Raw genomic sequence first — 19,166 nt, forward strand, 5'->3', positions numbered from 1 at the left:
TGGCGCTTTCAGGATGCGCCGCGCTTGTCCGGTTTGCGCGAGGGCGGGCCGGCCAGTGAGCCGCGAACCTGTCAGACCACAGGGCTGGCGGCCCAGGCCATACGTCCTGGCTCAGGCAGGCTGCTCCAGCAACGCCATCAGATCGTGGTACAGCGCATCGGGTATGTCCACGCCGTCGCGCAGCGTCCGTTGCCGGGCCTCGTAACGGCGCTGTGACGGCAGTCTTGCGCCCTGGCCCTGAATGGATTCGAACATCGTCTCGGCGCGTGCGAGGTGCGCCTCGGCGGTGTCGCCGAGCAGACGCCTGGGATCGATCACGATGATCAGTTCGCCGCCGTACGGCGCCGATCGGGTGCCCGCGTCGAAGGCCAGCGACTCGCTGCTGGTCATGTCGCCGATCAGCGGTCCGGCAAGCAGTTCGACCATGGCGGCCAGCGCAGAGCCTTTGTGGCCACCGAAAGTCAGCATGGCACCCTCGAGGACCTGCGCGGCGTCGGTGGTCGGCTTGCCGCTGGTATCGATGCCCCAGCCCTCGGGGATTGGCTTACCTGCCCGGCGATGCAGTTCGATCTCGCCGCGTGCGACGGCGCTGGTGGCGAAATCGAATATGAAGGGCAGCTTGCCTGGGCGCGGCCAGCCAAAAGCGATCGGGTTGGTGCCGAATACCGGTTTGCTGCCACCGGCGGGGGCGACCCATGCATGGCTCGGCGTACAGGCCAGCGCAACCAGTCCGGCGGCGGTCAGGGTTTCCATCTCGGACCAGAGCGCCGAGAAGTGCACGCAATGGTTGATGGCCATCAACGCGATGCCTTGCCGTTGCGCCTTCTCCAGCAGCAGCGGCAGGCCCGCCTGGAACGGCACCTGGGCGAACCCGCCCCTTGCGTCCACGCGCACGATGGATGGCGCATGGTCGACGACCTCTGGCACGGCATCGGCAATCGCCTTGCCGGCTTTCAGCGTGGCGATGCAGCCCAGCAGACGGTAGATGCCATGGGACCTGCATTCGTCGCGCTCAGCCGCGACCATGCTCTCGGCGATCGCCACGACATAGGGCTCGGTGAATCCGTGCCGGCGCAGGATGCGGTGTGCAAGCGCGCGTACTTCGTCCAGTGTCATGCGGGCCATGGGTTTCTCCTTTGTGAATCCGAAAGGGTGGGCGGTTCAAAACAGTTGGCGCGGCAGCCAGGTGGCGATACCCGGTACCCCCAGGATGATCAGGAACAGCAGCAGCTGGATGGCGATGAACGGCACGACACCCTTGTACATGTGACCGTAGCTCATGTCCGGCGGCGCAATCGAGCGCAGGTAGAAGATCGACGGCGCCAGGGGCGGCGTCAGGTAAGCGGTCTGGACCACGACCATGAACATCACTGCGAACCAGATCGGATCGATGCCAGCCATCTTCACCAGGGGCATGAAGATCGGTACGAAGATCAGCACAATGGAGATCCAGTCCAGCACCATGCCGGCGATCAGCACGATGCCCATCAGCGCCAGGATCAGCGCATAGGGGCTCAGGTCCATTTCGCCCATGAAATCGGCCAGCATCCAGCCACCGCCGCTGGCAGCGAAAATCGCGGTGAACATGGTGCCGCCCGTGACGATGAGCATGATCATGGCGGTGATGGTGATGGTGGAAACCAGCGCCTCGATCAGCCGGGCGAGGGTCAGCTCGCGAAAGCACAGCGCCAGCACCGCCGCGCCGAACGCGCCGACCGCCGCCGACTCGGTGGGTGAGGCGATGCCCGCGAGCATCGAGCCGAGCACGGCGAAGATGAGCAGGAACGGCGGTATCAGCGCTTTGAGCGTGACCTTCAGTTTTTCCCCCAGCGGCGTGGCTTGCAGGGTCGGCACGGCGGGTGCCAGCGCGGGGGTCATCCAGCAGCGCACCGCGATGTAGACCATGAACATCACCAGCATCAGCACACCGGGGATCAATGTCGCGGCGAACAGTTGGCCAATCGACAGCTGGGCCATCGAGGCGTAGACCACGACGATCACCGAGGGCGGAATGATCGTGCCCAGCGATCCGCCCGCGCAGATGGTGCCGGCAATCAGGGAGCGGTCGTAGTGGTATTTGCTCATCGCCGGGATGGCCATCATGCCGACGACGATTTCGACCGCGCCAACGATACCCGAGCTGGCGGCGAAGATGCCGCACATCAGCATGGTCGACATCGCCAGCCCGCCGGAGAACCCGCCGAGCCAGAGCTGCAGCGCTTCGTACAGCCGCCGGGCCAGGCCGCTTCGCTCGAGAATCGCACCCATCAGGACGAACAGGGGAATCGCCGAGAGCGAGAAGTTGGTGGAGGCCTGCAGCAGCGAGCCGAACATCTGCTGGAAAATGTTCTCACCGAACAGCAGCAGGCCGAACAGTGCCGAGACCGTAATCAGCGAAAAGGAAACCGGTATCCCGACGAATATGAAGACGAACAGCAGCGCGAACATCAACAGCGGCACGTAATCCATCATTCGGGCAATCCCCCGCTGGGCTGCTTCTGGCCGGTGAAATAGCGGTACGCATCGACCAGCACCTGCAACGTCAACGCGGCCAACCCGATGGCCAGCGCGCTGTAGAAGGGCCATATCAGGGGAGCCCAGGGACTGACGTGTTCCACCTCCGCCGTGACCAGGGCGTGCCAGGTACGTTTGCCCGCCGTCCAGGTGAGCGCGCCGAGAATCGGTGCGAACAGCAGCAGGTAGAAGGCGCCGTTGATCCACCGCTGGACGGCCGGCCTGAGCCGTGCGGCGAGAAAATCGATGCGCACGTGAGCGTCGATTTTCAGCGCGTAGGCACAGCCGAGCATGAACATGGCGCCGTTGAGCATGTAGGAGATGTCAAAGGCCCACAGCGTCGGTGCGTTCAGCACGTAGCGCGAAAACACCTCGAACATCATCGCCAGGACCAGCAATGCAGCCATCGCGCATGCCACCCAGAGCAGGGCGGTGGCCGGCCAGTCGAAACAGGTACGCTTCATCGAACCTCCAGGTCGGCCACCACGAGGATGGCCGACGGCGTTGCTCAGTGGCGGTACAGGTAGGACGAATTGTCAGACCAGCGCTGCATGTAGTCCTGATAGTCCTTGAGGATCGCCTTGGCGTCGGTCTTGCCAGGCGCACGCGCCTCGATCTGCGAGGTGACCAGCGCGTTACCGCGGCTGGCCAGGTCTTCGATTGCCGTCGCATCCAGCCGGAGGATTTCGATACCCGCGTCCTTGTAGGTCTGCATGGCTTTCATGTCGGCATCGAGAAAATGGAAATAGCTTTGCAGGGTGGTCAGTTTGGCCGCGGCTTCGAGCTTTTCCTGGATGTCCTTGTCCAGCGCGTCCCAGCTCTCGCGGGTCATGAAGAACTCCCAGACGAACGATGGCTGGTGCACGCCGGGCGTGAGGATGTAGGGCGCAACTTCATGGAAGCCCTCGGTGAGGTTCGCGCCCGGCGTGGCCCACTCCACCGCATCCACACCCTTGCGTTGCAGCAGCGTATAGATTTCGCCCGGGGGAACCACCGTCGGCGAGGCACCGACTTGCTTGACCACTTCAGCCCAGGCCCCCGCGGTGCGGTACTTGACCCCTTTGAAGTCTTCCAGCTTCTCGATCTTCCGGTTTGCGTGAGCGAGGATTTCGGTACTGCCAACGCCTACCACCATCGAATGCAGGCCCATTTCCTGCTCGCGGAATTGCTGCAGGTATTTCAGGCCGTTGCCCTCGTACAGCCACGCGAGGGTCTCTTCGCCCGACATGCCGCCGGGGTAACTGGCAAAGACGTTGTTGAGCGGGTCCTGATTGACCAGATAGGTCGAGGTGGAGTGACCGGCCTTGAGTACGCCGTTCTGTACGGACTCGAAGACTTGCAGCGCGGGAACGATCACGCCCGCGCCCACCGGTCGGATCTTCACTTCGCCATCGGTCAGCAGGTCGGCGTTGCTGGCGAAACGGACCAGGAAGTTCTCGAAGAAGAAGCTGCCTTCGGGAACCGAGGTCGGCACGGTGTAGGTCTGGGCTGCCTGGCTGCTGGCGCACACCAGGGCCAGGCCCAGCGTGACGAGCAGCTTGTTTTTGTTGATGCGCATGGTGCACCTCTCATGTCGATGAAGCGCCCTCCGATGAGGGACGCGGTCAGGCTGAACCGGATGGTTTCGAATGCCGGACCTGGCCGTCACGCGGCCTGGTCCGGTCGGCGTCAGAGCCCCACATCGGGCAATTGCGGTCGGTTGGCCATCGCCTTGGCCATGATCTGTTCGACGAATGCCCGGTCGGCGTCTGGCAAGGCCAGGCGCGGCGGGCGAGTCAAGGCGCTGCCACGACCCGCGATGGCTTCGCAGAGCTTGATGCACTGCACCAGGTCAGGCCGTGCATCGAGGTGCAGGATCGGCATCAGCCATTCGTAGATCGGCATGGCCTCGGCGAAGCGCCCTGCCTTGGCCAGTCGGAAGATGGTCTCGCCTTCCTTCGGGAACACGTTGGACATGCCCGATACCCAGCCCTCTGCGCCGACCGCGATGCTCTCAAGGACGACGTCGTCGAGGCCGGCGAACAGCACGAAGCGGTCGCCCACTTCGTTGCGCACGTCGATGAAACGGCGCGTGTCGCCGGAGGAATCCTTGAAGCAGACGACGTTGTCGCAGTCGGCCAGCGAGATCAGGATGTCGGGCGTGACGTCGTTCTTGTAGATCGGTGGGTTGTTGTAGACCATCAGCGGCACGTCGGCATGCCGGGCCACATAGCGATAGTGCTCGGCGGTCTCGAATGGCTTGGAGCCGTACACCAGCGCCGGCATCAGCATCACCCCGTCGACGCCGGCCTTCTTCACCGCGTTGGCGACTTTCGCTGCCTGCACGCTGGTGAATTCGGCGACCCCGCAGATCACCGGCACGCGCCCTCCGGAGGCGTCCACCGCAACTTCGGTGACGGCAATCTTCTCTTCGGCGCTCAGCGACGTGTTTTCGCCAACGGAACCGCACACCACCAGCCCCGACACGCCATCGCGAATGACGTTGGAGATGACCTTGTGGGTTTCCTGCAGGTTGATCGAGAAGTCCTCGTTGAATTGCGTGGTGACGGCGGGGAACACACCGCTCCAATTGACTCGTTTGCTCATGGATGCCTCCGCTAAGGTATTTCGTATACGTTCCGTTTGGGCGGTCCTCGCCCGGGGTGGTCCTGGTTAGGTTGCTGCGAATCCGGCCGTGGCTTGGCCGCGTTGCGTGTCGCCGCCAGCTTGTGGCGGGCGGCGGGTTGAGTCAGATCTCCACGTGCTCGGGCCAGGTATCGGAAAGCCGGTAGCCTTCCGGCCAGGGGTCACTGGGGTCCAGCAGGTGTTGGTGAGTACCGGTGATCCAGGCCCGCCCTGACAGGCAGGGAACAATCGCAGGTCGTCCGGCGAGCTCGACCAGGCGGTCGATCCGGCAATCGAATTGCGAGCCGATGATCGAGCGGCCGATGAACCTTTCGCCGACTGCCAGCTGCCCCTTGGCATGCAACACCGCCATGCGCGCCGAACACCCTGTGCCGCAAGGCGAACGGTCAATCTTGCCGGGGCGGATCACTACCGCGTTGGCTGCTGTCGCGATGCCGTCGATGCGTTCGACCGGCGCGGCGATCTGGCAAAAGGAGAGGTGCGACCAATCCGGATTGGTTGGGTGGACGAAGCCCAGTTGCTGATTGGCCGCCTGGGTGATTTTCAAGCCGGTGGCCACCAGATCGGCGGCTTCATCGGCGCGCAGGGAAAAGCCCAGGCGCCTGGCGTCGACGATGACGAAACTGTCGCCGCCGTAGGCGGTGTCGACCTGCAGCGAGCCCAGCCCTGGAACCTCGATCCAGGCGTCGAGCCTGGCGGCAAAGGACGGCACGTTGGTGACCTCGACCCGCTCGACCTTGCCGTCCCGGCACTGCGCGACCGCTTCGATCAGGCCACCCGGTGCCTCGAGTACCAGGCGGGTGTGCGGCTCGGTCATCGGCAGGATGCCGCTGTCGAGCAGCACGGTCGCAACGCACAGCGAATTGGAGCCTGACATCGGCGGCGTGTCGGCGGGCTCCATGATGATCCAGCCCATCTGCGCGCGCGGGTCCTTGGCCGGAACCAGCAGGTTCACATGACGGAACACCCCGCCACGCGGTTCGTTGAGCATGAAGTTGCGAAGGGTTTCGTCGCGCGCGATCCAGCGCGATTGTGCCCACAACGTATCGCCGGGTGGCGGGACGACACCCCCAACGATGACGTCGCCGACCTCGCCCTCGGCGTGGCAACTGACCGCATGGATGACTTTGCTCGATCGCATCGCTGGTCCCTAGATCACGGATTTGAGGAACGCCGCGGTTTCCGGCTTCTGTGGGTTGCTGATCACCTGGTCGGGCGGGCCGATCTCGTGCACCAGGCCGTCGCGGAAGAACGCGACACGGTCGGACACCTCGCGGGCGAAGCCCATCTCATGGGTCACCAGCACCATGGTCATGCCGTCTTCGGCCAGCAGGCGCATGGTGTCGAGCACTTCGCCCACCAGTTGCGGGTCCAGAGCGGAAGTGGCCTCGTCGAACAGCATGTAATCCGGCGACATGGCCAGTGCCCTGGCGATCGCCATACGCTGCTGCTGGCCGCCGGACAGTTTGCTGGGGAAGACCTTGAGCTTCTCTGCCAGGCCGACGTGGGTCAGTTGCTTTACCGCCAGCTCCTCGGCCTGCTCACGGCTCTTGCCCAGTACCTTGCGTGGAGCCAGCATCACGTTCTCCAGCACCGTCAGGTGCGGAAAGGCGTTCCATTGCTGGAAGACGATGCCGATCTTGCGCCGCAGCTTGTTCAGGTCGGTGCCCCTGGCGTGCACCTCGGTGCCGTCGACCCGGATCGAGCCACGCTGGATGGATTCCAGCCCGTTGATGCACATCAACAGGGTTGATTTACCCGAGCCCGAGCCGCCGATGATCGACACCACCTCGCCCTTGTTGACCGTCAGGTCGACGCCCTTGATCACCTCGAGTTCGCCGAAGGATTTATGCACCTTGTCGATCTGAATCATTGCTGCCACCTTTTTTCCAGCCGGGCGCCCAGGCGGGCCACCACCAGGCTCATGACGTAGTAGATGAGCCCCGCGATGCAGAGCACCAACAGCGGCTCCTGGATCCGCGTGACGATGGTCTGCGAGGCGCGCAGCAATTCGATGATGCCGATCCACATCACCAGGGCCGTGTCCTTCATGACCGACAGCACCAGGTTGACCCAGCCCGGAAAGGCTACCCGGGTCGCCACCGGCAGGACGATGTAGCGCAGGTCCTGCCAGTAGCTGAGGCCCAGCGAACGGCTGGCCAGACGCAAGCTGCCCGGTACCGCCAATACCCCGCTGCGCACGACTTCAGTGAAGAACGCCGCGGCGTAGACGCCAAGCACGACGCAGCCGACGGTAAAGGCGCTCCAGTCCAGCCCGACGATGCTCTTCAAGGCATTGAACAGGACGAACTGGATCAGCAGGGGCACGCTGCGAAAGATGTCCAGGAACCAGGCCAGCGGCAGGCTTGCCCGTGGAAACAGGGCGCGGATCAGGCCGAAGACGGTGCCGGCAACGGTGCCCAGCAGCATCGCCCAGAACGTCAGCATCAAGGTGACACCGGCACCTTTGAGCAAAAACAGCAGATCGGTCGCGGTCAGGCTGGTTGAAAACATGCACGACTCCTCAATAGCGGAACAGCCGCCAGGCCATCAGCCGGGCCACCGCTACGATCAGCTTGGCAATCAGGTAGTAGATCACCGCCGCCAGGGCGAAGTATTCGAAGGTTCGGAAGGTCTTGACGTTGTAGTCCTGGGTGACGCCGGTGAGGTCGTTGTTCAGACCGACGATCACCCCCAGGGACGTCATCAGCACGGCCCAGACCATCTGGTTCGACAACGGATGGAAAACGATGCGCAGCAATTGCGGAATCACGATCAGCCGGTACGCCTGGAATGCGCTCATGCCCAGCGAGCGTGCGGCGCGCATCTGAGTTTCCGGGACGGCCCTGAGGCCTCCGCGGAAGTTCTCCGCGAGATAGCCGGCATTGTTGAAGGTGATGCCGGCGAGCAGTGCGGCCCATGAACTAATGTGCCAGCCGAACGCACCGAGGCCGAAATACAGGGCGTAGATCTGGAACAGCGATGGCGTGTTGCGTGCCACCGACACCCACGCGCTGCCGAATCCCTTGAGCAGCGGGTTGCGGGTTTCACGCATCGCCGTCAGGGCCAGGGCGATGAGCACGCCGAAGATCATCGACAGCGCGGCGGTTTCGAAGGTGACCACCGCGCCGGCGAGCATGTCCGGCAACGCACGGAGGGCGGGGCGCCAATGGAAGGTGTAGTCGAACATCGCTCAGCACACTCCTTGGTCGAGGCCAGCGTCCAGCCAGCGTGGTAAACGACCGCCTGCCTGGCCGCTGCACGCGGTGGCGACACAGTCGGCGAGGCTGCCGAAGTGCACCTGGCGGCCGACCAGCCCGGGAGCGTAATGGGCGTATTTGCCGGAGTTGGTCATCAGTGTTCGAGCGTTCAGCGGCACGACTGGCTCGTCGATCATGCACCAACAGGTATCGGTAACGACCTGTACGCCGAAGCGCTCCAGAACCGACAGGTGGCCAGCCTCACGGGCCTGACGCTGAATCGCGCGGCCACAGGTCACCAGCACGGCGACCCCTGCATGCTTCACCTTGCCCGCACAGAGTTGCGCGAGCTGCGCGAACTCGCTCAGCGAGAAATGCGGATTACCCAGGCAGATCAGGTCGACTTGCACGGATTCGGCGCTGTCCAGTTCGCGCCAGCTTTCCAGCAACTCGGCGTGTCGGATGCGAAGGGTGCGGCGTGGCGCCTGGCCGCCCAGTGCGGCCTCGACCGAGGTGGCCTCCGGTGTGATGCCCAGGATATGAAACATCGGTGCCGCCGAGGTGGTCGCGAAGGCGGCGCCGAATGCCTTCAGATCGTCGAGGCTGGGCGTGGCCTGCTCGAGACCGCAGATCAGCGGAATCTCGCTCCCGCACAACAGCCCCGTGTGGTAGCCGAGCAGTGGATAGAACGCATCATCCAGGTGCGCCAGCGGCGGCAGGTCGATACGCAGCGTGGCGTGGCGCCGATCTGCCAGATGGCAGCCCGTCAGCGGTGCCCGGCCGGTCAGGGCGATGCAGATATCTAGGAAGTCAGGGTATTTCAGGGTGCGCGCGGCCAGGACGCTGTTGGCGTAGACCACGGCGTTGGACTCGGCCCATACGATCTGCTCGCCCGCTTGTGGGGCGCTGTCGAGCAGGTACGGCGCGCACGTGAAGCTGGCGCTGGCGCCCATCTCGACATAGGCGTCGGCCAACTGGCTGGCCGGCTCACCGAATGCCGCGTCGACGCCCATTCGGCGCCAGTGTCGCTGGTCCACCGAGATCGAATTGAGCGTGGTCGGCACCTTCACGCGTGCGCCCCAGTCGGCCAGTTGGCGGGCGAAGCGCAGGCTCGCCGGGCCGGTATAGATGCAGCCGTCGATGTGCGCCTGGGTGATATCCACCAGCGCCTGGGCTCCCTGCAGCTCCGCCATGCGCAGCAGGATCTGCATGGCCGCCTGGGTGGCCTTGCCGTGGGCGCCGGTCAGCATGGCCCGGTCGTGTTCAGTCAGGATGATTCCTGCGGGTGGATCATCGTTCGGACTGGCGGCCGAGGCGTGCCAATGGTCGGTTGGCGGCTCGGCGAAGCCGAGCACACGGCCATTGTCGACGCGCAGGTAGCTGGCCTCGCGCAGCGCGGCGAAGGCTCGCGCCCCGATGCTTGCCACCGGCAGCGAGCGGCCGAACAGTTGCTGCGCCACCAGCACGCCCAGCGTGAGGATTTCATCGGGTTCGGCAAATACCAGTGCGGCCGGTGCGTGACCGTTGAGGATGAGCTCGAGCAGAACGCTGCTACCGGTACAGGAGCCGCGCCCGCTCGGGATGACCAATACCGTGCCGGCGATGAGCCGACCGCTGAGCGGGTGATGCCGATCGATCACCTCGCCGCTGCCTGGATCGACACCCCCCCAGAAACTCAGGCCCGTGTCCGCGTGCAGACACGCCGCCTGAGCGCCCCCCGGCACCAGGCAGCGACCCGGGATGTCGACGGTCGTCGGCGGTTGCCGAGTCGCGGGCTGCTGATCGCTGCGCAGCATGCTGGCCCCGACGATCAGTAGTAGACGCCTGGCACGGTCAGGTCGACCGGCTTGCCACCGACCCACTTTTCATACAGTTCGGCGTAGCGCCCGGAGCGCACCTGCTGGTTGACGAACAGATTCAGGTAATTCATCAGGCCGTACTCGCTGCGCTTGGCCGCCAGCGACACGTAGTCGATGACATAGGGCGCGTCACCGGCGATCTTCAGCCCCTTGTATTTGCCCGACTTGATGGTCGAGGCCGCGACGGTGTTGGTCACCACCGTGGCATCGACGTGACCCTGGGCAACGGCGAGGATGGTGTCGTTCTGCGATTGATAGGCGCGGAAGCTGCCTTCGCCCCAGGCCTTCACGTCTTTCTCGAGCGCGATGGCCTCGAACGTGCCGCTGGTGTTGCCGACCGGGCGACCTTTCAGATCGTCGTAGTCGTCGATGCCGGTCTCTTCACGCGTCAGCACCACCATGTTGAAGGCGAAGTAGGGCACGCTCATGCCCACCGTCTTGGCGCGCTCCAGGGTGTCGGAGGTGGACGCGACGATCACATCCGCACGGCCCGAGACGAGCGCGGGAATCCGATCGGGAAAAGGCGTTTCGACCACCTCGGGTTCGACGCCGAGCACCTTGGCCAGGTCGCTGCAGTAGTCGACGTCGAAGCCGGCGGGCTTGTTGCCTTCGTCGCGGAAGCCCATGGGTGGGAAGTCGAGGGTCACGGCGCAACGCAGCTTGCCTGACCCGATGATGTCGTCGAGCTTGTCGGCCTGGGCAAAGGGCGTCATGGAGGCGGCGAGCAGAGCGCTAACGGCCACAGCGATGGTTTTGTTCATACTTTCCTCGTCGATGCGGTTGATCGTCTGATTGATTCAAGCAGCTGTTTCGAGATTTCGTATACGTTATCCGCACAGCAATCGCCGTGCCGGTCGGCTGCAACGTGGCGAAAGAGGTGCCGGATGCGCGGCTGGATCAGCGCAGGGCGCAAGCTAGAGCGGGCAGGTACGGGCAGTCTTGACCCCGGGTTGCGCAGTGACCGTTCGTCGGATTCACGCAGGCGCGGTGCATGGTGCATCTGGCTGCTACAAATCGGAGCAGCGCGTTACCAAGGTGCCCGATGATTGGGTGAAAGGGCGTTTCGATAGGCACTGGGGGACAGGCCGGTCAGCGCGCGAAACTGTCGGCTGAAGGCACTGTGGTCGGCGTATCCGCACCGCAATGCGATTTCGGTAATGGGCAGCGTTCCGCCGAGCAGTTCGATGGCCGCGTCCAGCCGGGCCTTGTGGATCATCTGTCGGGGGGTGAGGCGGAATATCCGTTTGCACAGCCGCTCCAGTTGCGCAACCGAGAGGCCGGCAATGGCGGTGAGTTCGGAGAGTCTGAGTGGGCGTGCGTGGTTCGCACGGATGTGGGCGTCCACCTCGGCGAGCTTGAGGTAGGCCGGGTTGTCGGCTTCGGGCGCCTGCAGGTCGATGGACACCCCAGCCATGCCGATGATCGCCCCCTCGCGATTGCGCAGCGCCAGTTTATGGGTCATGCACCACCCCGCCTGCCTGCCTGGATACAGATGCAGTTCAAGCTGGTCCTCCAGGCGCAGGCCCTGGGTGAGTACGCGACGGTCCTGGTCGGTGTATTGCGCGCCGAAGCCGCTCGGGAACACCTGCTCGGCCGTCAGGCCTATCAGGGCGGCAGCATCCTGATGACCGCAACGCTCTGCCAGCGTGCGATTGGCCAGGCTATAGCGGGCCTCGGTGTCCTTGACGAAAAACACCACCTGCGGCATGGCGTCGAACAACGGTGCGATCAGCTTCAGGCCGGCGAGCAGCGTTGGCAGATCGGAGGGCGTGTCGGTCGCAAACAGGGGGAGCATCGGTCGCGCCAGGAGCGGAAGTAGCCCGAGGATACGACCGGCGGCCGGCGAATGGTAGCCGGCGTGGCTCGGCCTTGTGGTGCGTGACGCTCAACGGCCGGGTTCGTCATCGCCCAATGCGAGCAGCGTCCCGATGCGCGCCGGACTGATCGGCTGGCGCGGCTTGGGTGTCTGCCAGCCGAACATGACCTCACATGCGGCGCCGCAGATCCTGCCCTGGCACGGTCCCATCCCGCAGCGACTCTGCAGCTTGGCCTCGACCCAGCCTCGGTGGCCGGCCATCGCCGAGTAGGGCACGTCCTCGCAGCGGCATACCAGCGTGTCGGGCCTTGCCAGGGTTTTCAGTCGCTCGTTCAGCACGAAGGTTCGCCGCAGCAGATCGGCGAAACCCTGCCAGCGTTCGCGCTCGGCGAAGCCCGCCCGGGCCCGGTCGAAATCACCGACAGCGGCGTGGCCGGCGATACGACCTTCAGCGAGTGCCCGTTCGCTGCCGCCGAAGCCGGTGCATTCGCCTGCCGCGAAATGATCCGGCAGGCTCGTTGCCTGGTGGGCATCGGTTTGAAGGGCGCCGTCGGCAAGTGCGCAACCCAGGACCTGGCCAAGCTCGGTGTTGGGAATCAGGCCGAAGCCGCACGCCAGTCGATCGCAGGCGATCTCCGAGACCCGGCCGTTGTGGCTCAGGCGTACCGCTTCGACGCGATCGGTGCCCAGCGCCGCCAGCACGTGCATGTCGCTGCGATAGCGCGCGTCGATCAGGCTCATCGCCTGCAGCGCCTTGCCTGGCCAGCTCGGCAGGCGCGCGGCGAAACCGGCGAGCGCGGCCAGCGGAGCCTGTTCGGCGATGCGCAGCAGGCGGGCGCCGGCATGCCTGGCGGTGGCCGCGCAGGCGAGCAATAGCGGGCCGCTGCCGGCGATGACCAGACGTTGCTCGGACACCGGCACGCCGCCCTTGATCAGCGCTTGCAGGCCGCCGGCGCCGGTCACGCCCGGCAGGGTCCAGCCGGGGAAGGGCAGCAGCAATTCGCGCGCGCCGGTGCACAGGATGAGCGTGTCATAGCCGACCAGACGCCCCTGCCGGGCATCTTCGAGCAGCAATCGCTTGCCGCCGGGTGCGGCGATCACCCGCACACCGTTATACAGATCGATATTCGCCGCATCCGTCAGTGCCTGCCGTTGTCGGCGAGCGCCGCGGGGCAGCGTGACCTGCGGCCCGTCGCGCCAGATCTGCCCGCCGGGAGCGGGGTTATCGTCGATCACGGCGATGCTCGCGCCGCTGGGCGCAGCCGCCAGGGCAGCAGCCATTCCCGCCGGGCCGGCGCCGACGATGAGCACGTCGTAATGCGATTTCATGGGCGGGTTTCCACGGTCATCCCGTTAGCGCAGGCCGTCTGGCAGGCCAGGCGGCGCTGGCCATCGATGGTGACGCGGCATTCCTGGCAAATGCCCATGCCGCACAGGGGCGCGCGGCGTTCGCCCGATAGCGCGGTCCGACTGCTGCCGTCGCCGCCGAGGTAAAGCGCCGCGGCGACGGTGGTGCCGGGCGCGACGCGCAGTGTCCGGCCGTCGAGGGTGAGTTCAATCATGGTCGGGGTTCCCGTTGGGCATCGCGAATGTCGAGGACGGTGCGCGAGGGCCGAAGAAGCGTGCAGGACTGTAGGGTTCGCTGGGCAGCGCGGGCCGCCTGCCCAGCAGCTGCGCGACCAGCAGCTCCGCGGTGCCGGGCGCGGTGGTCACGCCCAGCCCTTCGTGGCCAACCGCCAGCCACAGGCCCGGCTGCTGCGGATGCTCGCCCACCAGCGGCAGGCCATCCGGGCTTGCCGCACGCAAGCCGGTCCAACTGCGGATGGCGTTCAGCTGCGCCAGTCCGGGCATGTATTCGACGGCGCGCCTGAGCATTCGCGTCAGCATCCAGCTGTCCGTCTCGGGATCGCTGTTGCCGAACTGGCGTGACGATCCAACGAAGAGTTGGCCGGTCGGACGAGGTTGTATGTTGCAGGCCACCGACGGCCCTTCGCTGTTATGGGCGCTGGTGACGTAGCCCAGTTCGACCAGGGTGTGGCTGACCTTGCCGGGGTAGCGGTCGGTGATCAGCAGGTGGCCTTTCTTCGGTTGGATCGGCAGCTCGGGGCACAGCTCGGTCGCATGGATGCCGTTGGCCAGCACCACCGCCTGGGCTCGCAGGATGCGGCCATCGCTGAGTTCGACCTGCTGGCCCTGGACACGCGTCACGCAGGCGTGCATCCGGACGATGCGCGAGCCGCCTTGGGCGATCAGCCAGCGTGCCGCGTTGGGCGCATACAGAATGCCGTCACCGCTGACTTTCAGCGCGCCATGCAGGTCGCTTCGCAACGCGGGTTCGGCGGCGCACAAGGCGGCGCGGTCGAGCAGTTTGCAGCTCATGCCCTGGTCGGACAGGGTCTTGAGCTTGTCTTGGGCGATTGCCATTTCCTCATCGCTGGCAGCAAGCCAGAGGGTGCCGTTGTTGCGATAGCCGCAGCTTTCGTCCATCAGCCGGCCCAGCTCCCGCCAGCGCTGGATTGAATAGTCGCTCAGCGCCAGCTCGGCCGGATTGTCGTCCAGGGCCACCAGATGGCCCATGCCGGCTGCCGTTGCGCCGCCGCGGTGGGCATCGATCAGCAGCACGTCGAGCCCGTTGGCCGCCAGTTCGTGGGCACAGGCGGCGCCGACGATGCCGGCGCCGATGATGACCACATCGGCATTCACGCCCGAATACCCCAGGCGAAGGGGTCGTCATCCTCGATCAGCAATGTCGCTTCGGCGCTCAGGTGCGCGCGACCGCGGATGGTCGGCACGATGCGATTGCCGTCCGGTTCGTAGCTGGCGAGGAATTCGCTGCCGATGACGCTGGCCTGGCGCCATGTCTCGCCAGGTTGCAGCTTGCCATCGGCCGCCAGGCAGGCCAGCTTGGCGCTGGTGCCGGTACCGCAGGGCGAACGGTCATAAGCCTTGCCTGGGCAAAGCACGAAGTTGCGACTGTCGGGTCTGGGCGAAGCCGTGTCGGCCGATGGCCCGCAAGCGCCTGCCGGTCCCTCAGGGTCGGCGAACAGCTCGATGTGGTCCACGTCGCCACCGTCCTCGCCGCGTATGCCTTGCGCGTCGAGCGCTTGACGCACCGCCCAGGTGAAGGCTGTCAGCGCCTCGAGGTTGTCCCCCGCGACGCGTTGCCCATGCTCGGCGACGAGGAAAAACCAGTTGCCGCCCCAGGCGATATCGCCGGTCACCGTGCCGTAGCCGGGTACTGCGACGCCCACCGCCTTGCGGTAGCGGTAGGCCGGTACGTTGCGCACGCTGACAGAGCGGTCTTCATGCAGGGTCGCCTGCACCGTGCCGACCGGGGTTTCGATGCGGTGAATCCCGGGCTGGATGCGCCCCAGGTGGGCCAGCGAAACCATCAGGCCGATGGTGCCGTGGCCGCACATGCCCAGGTAGCCGCTGTTGTTGAAGAAAATGACCCCGGCACAGGCCGTCGGGTCGACCGGCTCGCAGAGCAGCGCCCCGACCAGTACATCGCTGCCACGCGGCTCGAGCACGGATGCGGCGCGCCAGTCATCGAACTGCTCGGCGAGCAGCCGACGGCGTTCAGCCATGCTTCCGGAACCGAGCGGCGGAAAGCCTTCGAGGATCAGCCGGGTCGGTTCGCCACCGGTGTGGCTGTCTAATACCTGGATACGTTTCATGCCACCTGCCTGTGCAATCGGGGTGGCACAAGCATCCGATGGCAGCCTGCTCAGGGCTTGAACGTTTTCGTCTGCTGGGATGACGAAATCGGCACAGGCCAGCTGGGCATTTCGATGCCTGCCCAGCGGTGACCATGGGGCAGATGCTCGAACAGCGCCCGACAGACGCCAATGATGTGACGTTCAATCAGCTCGGCAGCCAGATCCGTGTCCCCGCTGCGGCAGGCGCGCAGGATCTGGCGATGCTCAAGGTCGGCGCCTTGTTTGCCTTCATGGATGCTCATCTGCACCCGCAGGTAGCGTTCGACCTTGTCATGGATGGAACGGATCAGCTGCATCATGAAGGGCCGTTCGGCCGGGCCGTACAAGCATGCGTGGAAGGCCCAGTTCAGTTCAGCCCAGCGCGCCGCATTGTCTTCGTGGACGAACTCGGCACAGATGGACTCGGCTTGCCCGAACGTCGCATCGGTCATGTTGGGCACGGCGAGGCGGATGATCTGCGTTTCCAGCAGGACCCTCACTTCGAAGATCTGCGCCAGTTCCGGCTCGGTGAGCACTGTCACGACCGCACCCTTGTTGCGCTGGAATGACACCAGGCCTTCGGCCTCCAGGCGCTTGAGCGCCTCGCGGACCGGAATCTTGCTGACATTGAACAGGCGCGCCACGTCGTCCTGGCGAACCGGTTCTCCCTCCGCAAACTGGCCGCTGATGATCGCTTCACGCAGGTGCTTGGCGATCACTTCGGAAGCCGAGGGTACGATTCCAAGGTTCGGGGCGTTGAAGGGTTGAAGGGGCACGGTGGCGCGCTCGGCAGGATTGATTGCGATTGAGGATATCGTATACGCCGGTACGCTTCACGTTTTCCGACGAAGGAGGCAGGGACGTGATCATCCGGGGCCCTCGTTCAGCGTCGGCCTCCGGCACTGAAACATCGCTCCAGGGCATTGATGCGCTGCCGCTCGGTCCGGGCGAAGGCGAAGAACGTCTGCGCCACTGGGGACAGGTATTTGCCGCGCGGATGCACCAGGCACCAGCTACGCATCAGCGGCAGTTCCTCGACTGGAAGCTCGCACAGTTCGCCGCTTGCCAGTTCGTGCAGCACGGCGTGTCGAGGCAGCAGCGCCAGCCCGAGGCCGGCCAGCACGCCCTCTCGCTGGGCCTCCAGCGAACCCAGCTCCATGGTCTGCGCGAAGTGCGCGCGCTTCTGGTTGCAATACTGCTCGGTCGCACGCCGGGTGCCCGAGCCGGCCTCCCGGATCAGCAGCGGCCAGGGCGTGAGGTCCTGCAGACTGAGCGACTGCCGCTGGCACAACGGGTGATCGGGCGGGGCGACCGCGACGATGGCATTGTCCAGGAATGGCAAGAACTCCAGATCCATGTCCGCAGGCACCTGCGAGATCAACAGCAGGTCGTCGCGATTGGCGTTGAGGCGGTGGATCGCCTGCGCATGGTTGACCACCACCAGCTGCAGGCTCACCTCGGGATGGAGCTCACGAAACGACGCGAACAGGTGCGGTACGAAGTATTTCGCGCTCGATTCGACCGCCAGCTTGAGTTGACCCTGCAGTGAACCCTGAAGCGTGGACAGCTGCATGTCGAGGCTTTCCAGCCGGCCGAAAATATCCTCGCTGGTGCGTTTGAGCGCCTCGGCCGCTTCGGTCAGGTAGAGCTTCTTGCCGGTGTACTCGAACAACGGCTGCCCCAGCAGCTCTTCCAGCTGGCGGATCTGCAGGCTGACCGCAGGCTGCGTCAGGGCCATTTCCTCGGCGGCCCGACTATAGGAATGGTTATCGCAAACCGCCCGAAACACGCGCAGCTGGCGCAGGGTCATGCGCATCAGGGACTTTCTCACAGGGCGCTCCGCTGGCGATGGATGATGGGTCGTTCGGTCTGTTCTCGGGGTTGTATAAGCCAAACCTTATGCATAACCAAACAATTATTCATTTTCAGTAATTGCTGCTCAAGGGGTAGGGTAAATCGCATCGCCAGACGCGGCGATACCCCATCGGTCCGGACAGGACCGCTCTGCTCACTGATCCGAGGGATGACAGCGTGATCAAGAAGCTGCTGATCGCCAACCGCGGGGAAATTGCCGTACGCATCGTGCGGGCCTGCGCCGAAATGGGCGTTCGCTCGGTGGCGGTATTCGCCGAGCCCGATCGTCACGCCTTGCACGTCAAGCGTGCCGACGAAGCCTATTTCATTGGCGAAGACCCGCTGGCCGGCTACCTGAACCCGCGCAAGCTGGTGAACCTGGCCGTGGAAACCGGTTGCGATGCCCTGCATCCCGGCTATGGGTTTTTGTCCGAAAATGCCGAGCTGGCCGAAATCTGCGCCGAGCGCGGCATCCGCTTCGTCGGCCCGAGCGCGGAAGTCATTCGCCGCATGGGCGACAAGACCGAGGCGCGTCGCAGCATGATCAAGGCGGGCGTTCCGGTAACGCCAGGTACCGAAGGCAACGTAGCCGATGTCGCGCAAGCGTTGGCCGAGGCCGAGCGCATCGGTTACCCGGTGATGCTCAAGGCGACTTCCGGTGGCGGTGGTCGCGGTATTCGCCGCTGCAACTCGCGGGACGAACTGGAGCAGGCCTACCCACGGGTGATATCCGAGGCGACCAAGGCGTTCGGTTCGGCGGATGTGTTTCTGGAAAAGTGCATCGTCGAACCCAAGCACATCGAGGCGCAGGTACTGGCGGATTCGTTCGGCAACACTGTGCATTTGTTCGAGCGCGACTGCTCGATCCAGCGGCGCAATCAGAAGCTGATCGAAATCGCTCCCAGCCCGCAGTTGACGCCCGAGCAACGCGCCTACATCGGCGACCTGGCGGTGCGGGCCGCCAAGGCGGTGGGCTACGAGAATGCCGGCACCGTGGAGTTTCTGCTCGCCGATGGCGAGGTGTACTTCATGGAAATGAATACGCGGGTACAGGTGGAGCACACCATCACCGAGGAAATCACCGGCATCGACATCGTCCGCGAGCAGATCCGCATCGCCTCCGGCCTGCCGCTTTCGGTCAAGCAGGAAGACATCCAGTACCGCGGCTTTGCCTTGCAGTTCCGCATCAATGCCGAGGAGCCGCGCAACAATTTCCTGCCCTGTTTCGGCAAGATCACCCGCTATTACGCGCCCGGCGGGCCGGGCGTGCGCACCGACACGGCGATCTACACCGGCTATACCATTCCGCCGTATTACGACTCCATGTGCCTGAAACTCATTGTCTGGGCGCTGACCTGGGAAGAGGCGCTGGCGCGCGGTTCGCGTGCGCTGGACGACATGCGCGTACAGGGCGTGAAGACCACCGCGAGCTACTACCAGAAAATTCTCGAAAACCCGGATTTCCGCAGCGGACAGTTCAATACCAGCTTCGTCGACAGCCATCCGGAATTGCTGAACTACTCGATCAAACGCAAGCCGGGCGAACTGGCCCTGGCCATCGCTGCCGCCATCGCCGCCCACGCAGGCCTGTGAGGAACGA

General features: G+C 64.8%; 18 protein-coding genes and 1 pseudogene. 1 reads left to right on the forward strand and 18 read right to left on the reverse strand.

The window, feature by feature from the left end; genetic code table 11:
- Positions 1–111: 111 nt before the first annotated feature.
- From GQA94_RS04620 to GQA94_RS04705, 18 genes and pseudogenes are all read right to left on the reverse strand, one after another.
- Positions 112–1,125, reverse strand: a complete 1,014-nt coding sequence (locus GQA94_RS04620) for an Ldh family oxidoreductase (protein WP_158186972.1) — start codon at positions 1,123–1,125, stop codon at positions 112–114.
- A 36-nt stretch (positions 1,126–1,161) separates the two neighbouring features.
- Positions 1,162–2,472 carry a TRAP transporter large permease gene (locus GQA94_RS04625; RefSeq protein ID WP_158186973.1) on the reverse strand — a complete coding sequence of 437 codons (1,311 nt, stop codon included), beginning with the start codon at positions 2,470–2,472 and terminating at the stop codon, positions 1,162–1,164.
- Entirely contained in the window at positions 2,469–2,978 is a 510-nt protein-coding gene (locus GQA94_RS04630; protein ID WP_199270101.1) for a TRAP transporter small permease subunit, read from the reverse strand. The genes GQA94_RS04625 and GQA94_RS04630 overlap by 4 nt, the downstream gene beginning before the upstream one ends.
- A 44-nt stretch (positions 2,979–3,022) precedes the next feature.
- Positions 3,023–4,072, reverse strand: coding sequence for a TRAP transporter substrate-binding protein DctP (dctP, locus tag GQA94_RS04635; RefSeq protein WP_158186974.1), 1,050 nt, complete (start codon positions 4,070–4,072; stop codon positions 3,023–3,025).
- Positions 4,073–4,182: 110 nt separating this feature from the next.
- The gene (locus tag GQA94_RS04640; protein WP_158186975.1) at positions 4,183–5,100 is read right to left on the reverse strand and encodes a dihydrodipicolinate synthase family protein; all 918 of its coding nucleotides are present in this window, start codon (positions 5,098–5,100) and stop codon (positions 4,183–4,185) included.
- A 142-nt stretch (positions 5,101–5,242) separates the two neighbouring features.
- On the reverse strand, positions 5,243–6,280 hold the full coding sequence (locus GQA94_RS04645) for a trans-3-hydroxy-L-proline dehydratase (RefSeq protein WP_158186976.1): 1,038 nt from the start codon (positions 6,278–6,280) through the stop codon (positions 5,243–5,245).
- A gap of 9 nt (positions 6,281–6,289) precedes the next feature.
- Complete coding sequence (locus tag GQA94_RS04650; protein ID WP_158186977.1) at positions 6,290–7,012, reverse strand: amino acid ABC transporter ATP-binding protein; 723 nt, start codon at positions 7,010–7,012, stop codon at positions 6,290–6,292.
- Positions 7,009–7,653 carry an amino acid ABC transporter permease gene (locus GQA94_RS04655; protein WP_158186978.1) on the reverse strand — a complete coding sequence of 215 codons (645 nt, stop codon included), beginning with the start codon at positions 7,651–7,653 and terminating at the stop codon, positions 7,009–7,011. The genes GQA94_RS04650 and GQA94_RS04655 overlap by 4 nt, the downstream gene beginning before the upstream one ends.
- Before the next feature lie 10 nt (positions 7,654–7,663).
- Positions 7,664–8,329: an amino acid ABC transporter permease gene (locus tag GQA94_RS04660; RefSeq protein ID WP_158186979.1), complete on the reverse strand. Its 666-nt coding sequence runs from the start codon at positions 8,327–8,329 to the stop codon at positions 7,664–7,666.
- A gap of 3 nt (positions 8,330–8,332) precedes the next feature.
- Positions 8,333–10,135: an aconitase X gene (locus GQA94_RS04665; protein ID WP_158186980.1), complete on the reverse strand. Its 1,803-nt coding sequence runs from the start codon at positions 10,133–10,135 to the stop codon at positions 8,333–8,335.
- 14 nt (positions 10,136–10,149) lie between these two features.
- Positions 10,150–10,959, reverse strand: coding sequence for a transporter substrate-binding domain-containing protein (locus GQA94_RS04670; protein ID WP_158186981.1), 810 nt, complete (start codon positions 10,957–10,959; stop codon positions 10,150–10,152).
- Positions 10,960–11,225: 266 nt separating this feature from the next.
- The gene (locus GQA94_RS04675; RefSeq protein ID WP_158186982.1) at positions 11,226–11,993 is read right to left on the reverse strand and encodes an AraC family transcriptional regulator; all 768 of its coding nucleotides are present in this window, start codon (positions 11,991–11,993) and stop codon (positions 11,226–11,228) included.
- A gap of 90 nt (positions 11,994–12,083) precedes the next feature.
- Positions 12,084–13,343, reverse strand: a complete 1,260-nt coding sequence (locus GQA94_RS04680; RefSeq protein WP_158186983.1) for an NAD(P)/FAD-dependent oxidoreductase — start codon at positions 13,341–13,343, stop codon at positions 12,084–12,086.
- On the reverse strand, positions 13,340–13,576 hold the full coding sequence (locus GQA94_RS04685; RefSeq protein WP_158186984.1) for a (2Fe-2S)-binding protein: 237 nt from the start codon (positions 13,574–13,576) through the stop codon (positions 13,340–13,342). Before GQA94_RS04685 ends, GQA94_RS04680 begins: the two co-directional genes overlap by 4 nt.
- Positions 13,569–14,717 (reverse strand): NAD(P)/FAD-dependent oxidoreductase, encoded by a 1,149-nt coding sequence (locus GQA94_RS04690; RefSeq protein WP_158186985.1) that lies wholly within the window; start codon positions 14,715–14,717, stop codon positions 13,569–13,571. The genes GQA94_RS04685 and GQA94_RS04690 overlap by 8 nt, the downstream gene beginning before the upstream one ends.
- Complete coding sequence (locus GQA94_RS04695; protein WP_158186986.1) at positions 14,714–15,691, reverse strand: 4-hydroxyproline epimerase; 978 nt, start codon at positions 15,689–15,691, stop codon at positions 14,714–14,716. The genes GQA94_RS04690 and GQA94_RS04695 overlap by 4 nt, the downstream gene beginning before the upstream one ends.
- Before the next feature lie 134 nt (positions 15,692–15,825).
- A pseudogene (locus tag GQA94_RS04700) lies at positions 15,826–16,488 on the reverse strand (GntR family transcriptional regulator); the annotation flags it as partial.
- Positions 16,489–16,595: 107 nt separating this feature from the next.
- On the reverse strand, positions 16,596–17,543 hold the full coding sequence (locus GQA94_RS04705) for a LysR family transcriptional regulator (RefSeq protein ID WP_158186988.1): 948 nt from the start codon (positions 17,541–17,543) through the stop codon (positions 16,596–16,598).
- 200 nt (positions 17,544–17,743) lie between these two features.
- On the opposite strand from GQA94_RS04705, the gene GQA94_RS04710 reads away from it, so the two are divergent.
- A complete protein-coding gene (locus GQA94_RS04710; protein WP_158186989.1) occupies positions 17,744–19,159 on the forward strand; it encodes an acetyl-CoA carboxylase biotin carboxylase subunit in 1,416 nt (471 codons plus the stop codon).
- Positions 19,160–19,166 lie beyond the last annotated feature (7 nt).

The organism is Stutzerimonas stutzeri (genome assembly GCF_009789555.1).
Lineage (GTDB): Bacteria > Pseudomonadota > Gammaproteobacteria > Pseudomonadales > Pseudomonadaceae > Stutzerimonas > Stutzerimonas stutzeri_R.

What these genes read in the sequence shown, in the direction of transcription:
- GQA94_RS04620 (WP_158186972.1), bottom strand. Translation starts at nt 1,125, where the DNA reads ATGGCCCGCATGACACTGGACGAAGTACGCGCGCTTGCACACCGCATC.
- GQA94_RS04625 (WP_158186973.1), bottom strand. Translation starts at nt 2,472, where the DNA reads ATGATGGATTACGTGCCGCTGTTGATGTTCGCGCTGCTGTTCGTCTTC.
- GQA94_RS04630 (WP_199270101.1), bottom strand. Translation starts at nt 2,978, where the DNA reads ATGAAGCGTACCTGTTTCGACTGGCCGGCCACCGCCCTGCTCTGGGTG.
- dctP (WP_158186974.1), bottom strand. Translation starts at nt 4,072, where the DNA reads ATGCGCATCAACAAAAACAAGCTGCTCGTCACGCTGGGCCTGGCCCTG.
- GQA94_RS04640 (WP_158186975.1), bottom strand. Translation starts at nt 5,100, where the DNA reads ATGAGCAAACGAGTCAATTGGAGCGGTGTGTTCCCCGCCGTCACCACG.
- GQA94_RS04645 (WP_158186976.1), bottom strand. Translation starts at nt 6,280, where the DNA reads ATGCGATCGAGCAAAGTCATCCATGCGGTCAGTTGCCACGCCGAGGGC.
- GQA94_RS04650 (WP_158186977.1), bottom strand. Translation starts at nt 7,012, where the DNA reads ATGATTCAGATCGACAAGGTGCATAAATCCTTCGGCGAACTCGAGGTG.
- GQA94_RS04655 (WP_158186978.1), bottom strand. Translation starts at nt 7,653, where the DNA reads ATGTTTTCAACCAGCCTGACCGCGACCGATCTGCTGTTTTTGCTCAAA.
- GQA94_RS04660 (WP_158186979.1), bottom strand. Translation starts at nt 8,329, where the DNA reads ATGTTCGACTACACCTTCCATTGGCGCCCCGCCCTCCGTGCGTTGCCG.
- GQA94_RS04665 (WP_158186980.1), bottom strand. Translation starts at nt 10,135, where the DNA reads ATGCTGCGCAGCGATCAGCAGCCCGCGACTCGGCAACCGCCGACGACC.
- GQA94_RS04670 (WP_158186981.1), bottom strand. Translation starts at nt 10,959, where the DNA reads ATGAACAAAACCATCGCTGTGGCCGTTAGCGCTCTGCTCGCCGCCTCC.
- GQA94_RS04675 (WP_158186982.1), bottom strand. Translation starts at nt 11,993, where the DNA reads ATGCTCCCCCTGTTTGCGACCGACACGCCCTCCGATCTGCCAACGCTG.
- GQA94_RS04680 (WP_158186983.1), bottom strand. Translation starts at nt 13,343, where the DNA reads ATGAAATCGCATTACGACGTGCTCATCGTCGGCGCCGGCCCGGCGGGA.
- GQA94_RS04685 (WP_158186984.1), bottom strand. Translation starts at nt 13,576, where the DNA reads ATGATTGAACTCACCCTCGACGGCCGGACACTGCGCGTCGCGCCCGGC.
- GQA94_RS04695 (WP_158186986.1), bottom strand. Translation starts at nt 15,691, where the DNA reads ATGAAACGTATCCAGGTATTAGACAGCCACACCGGTGGCGAACCGACC.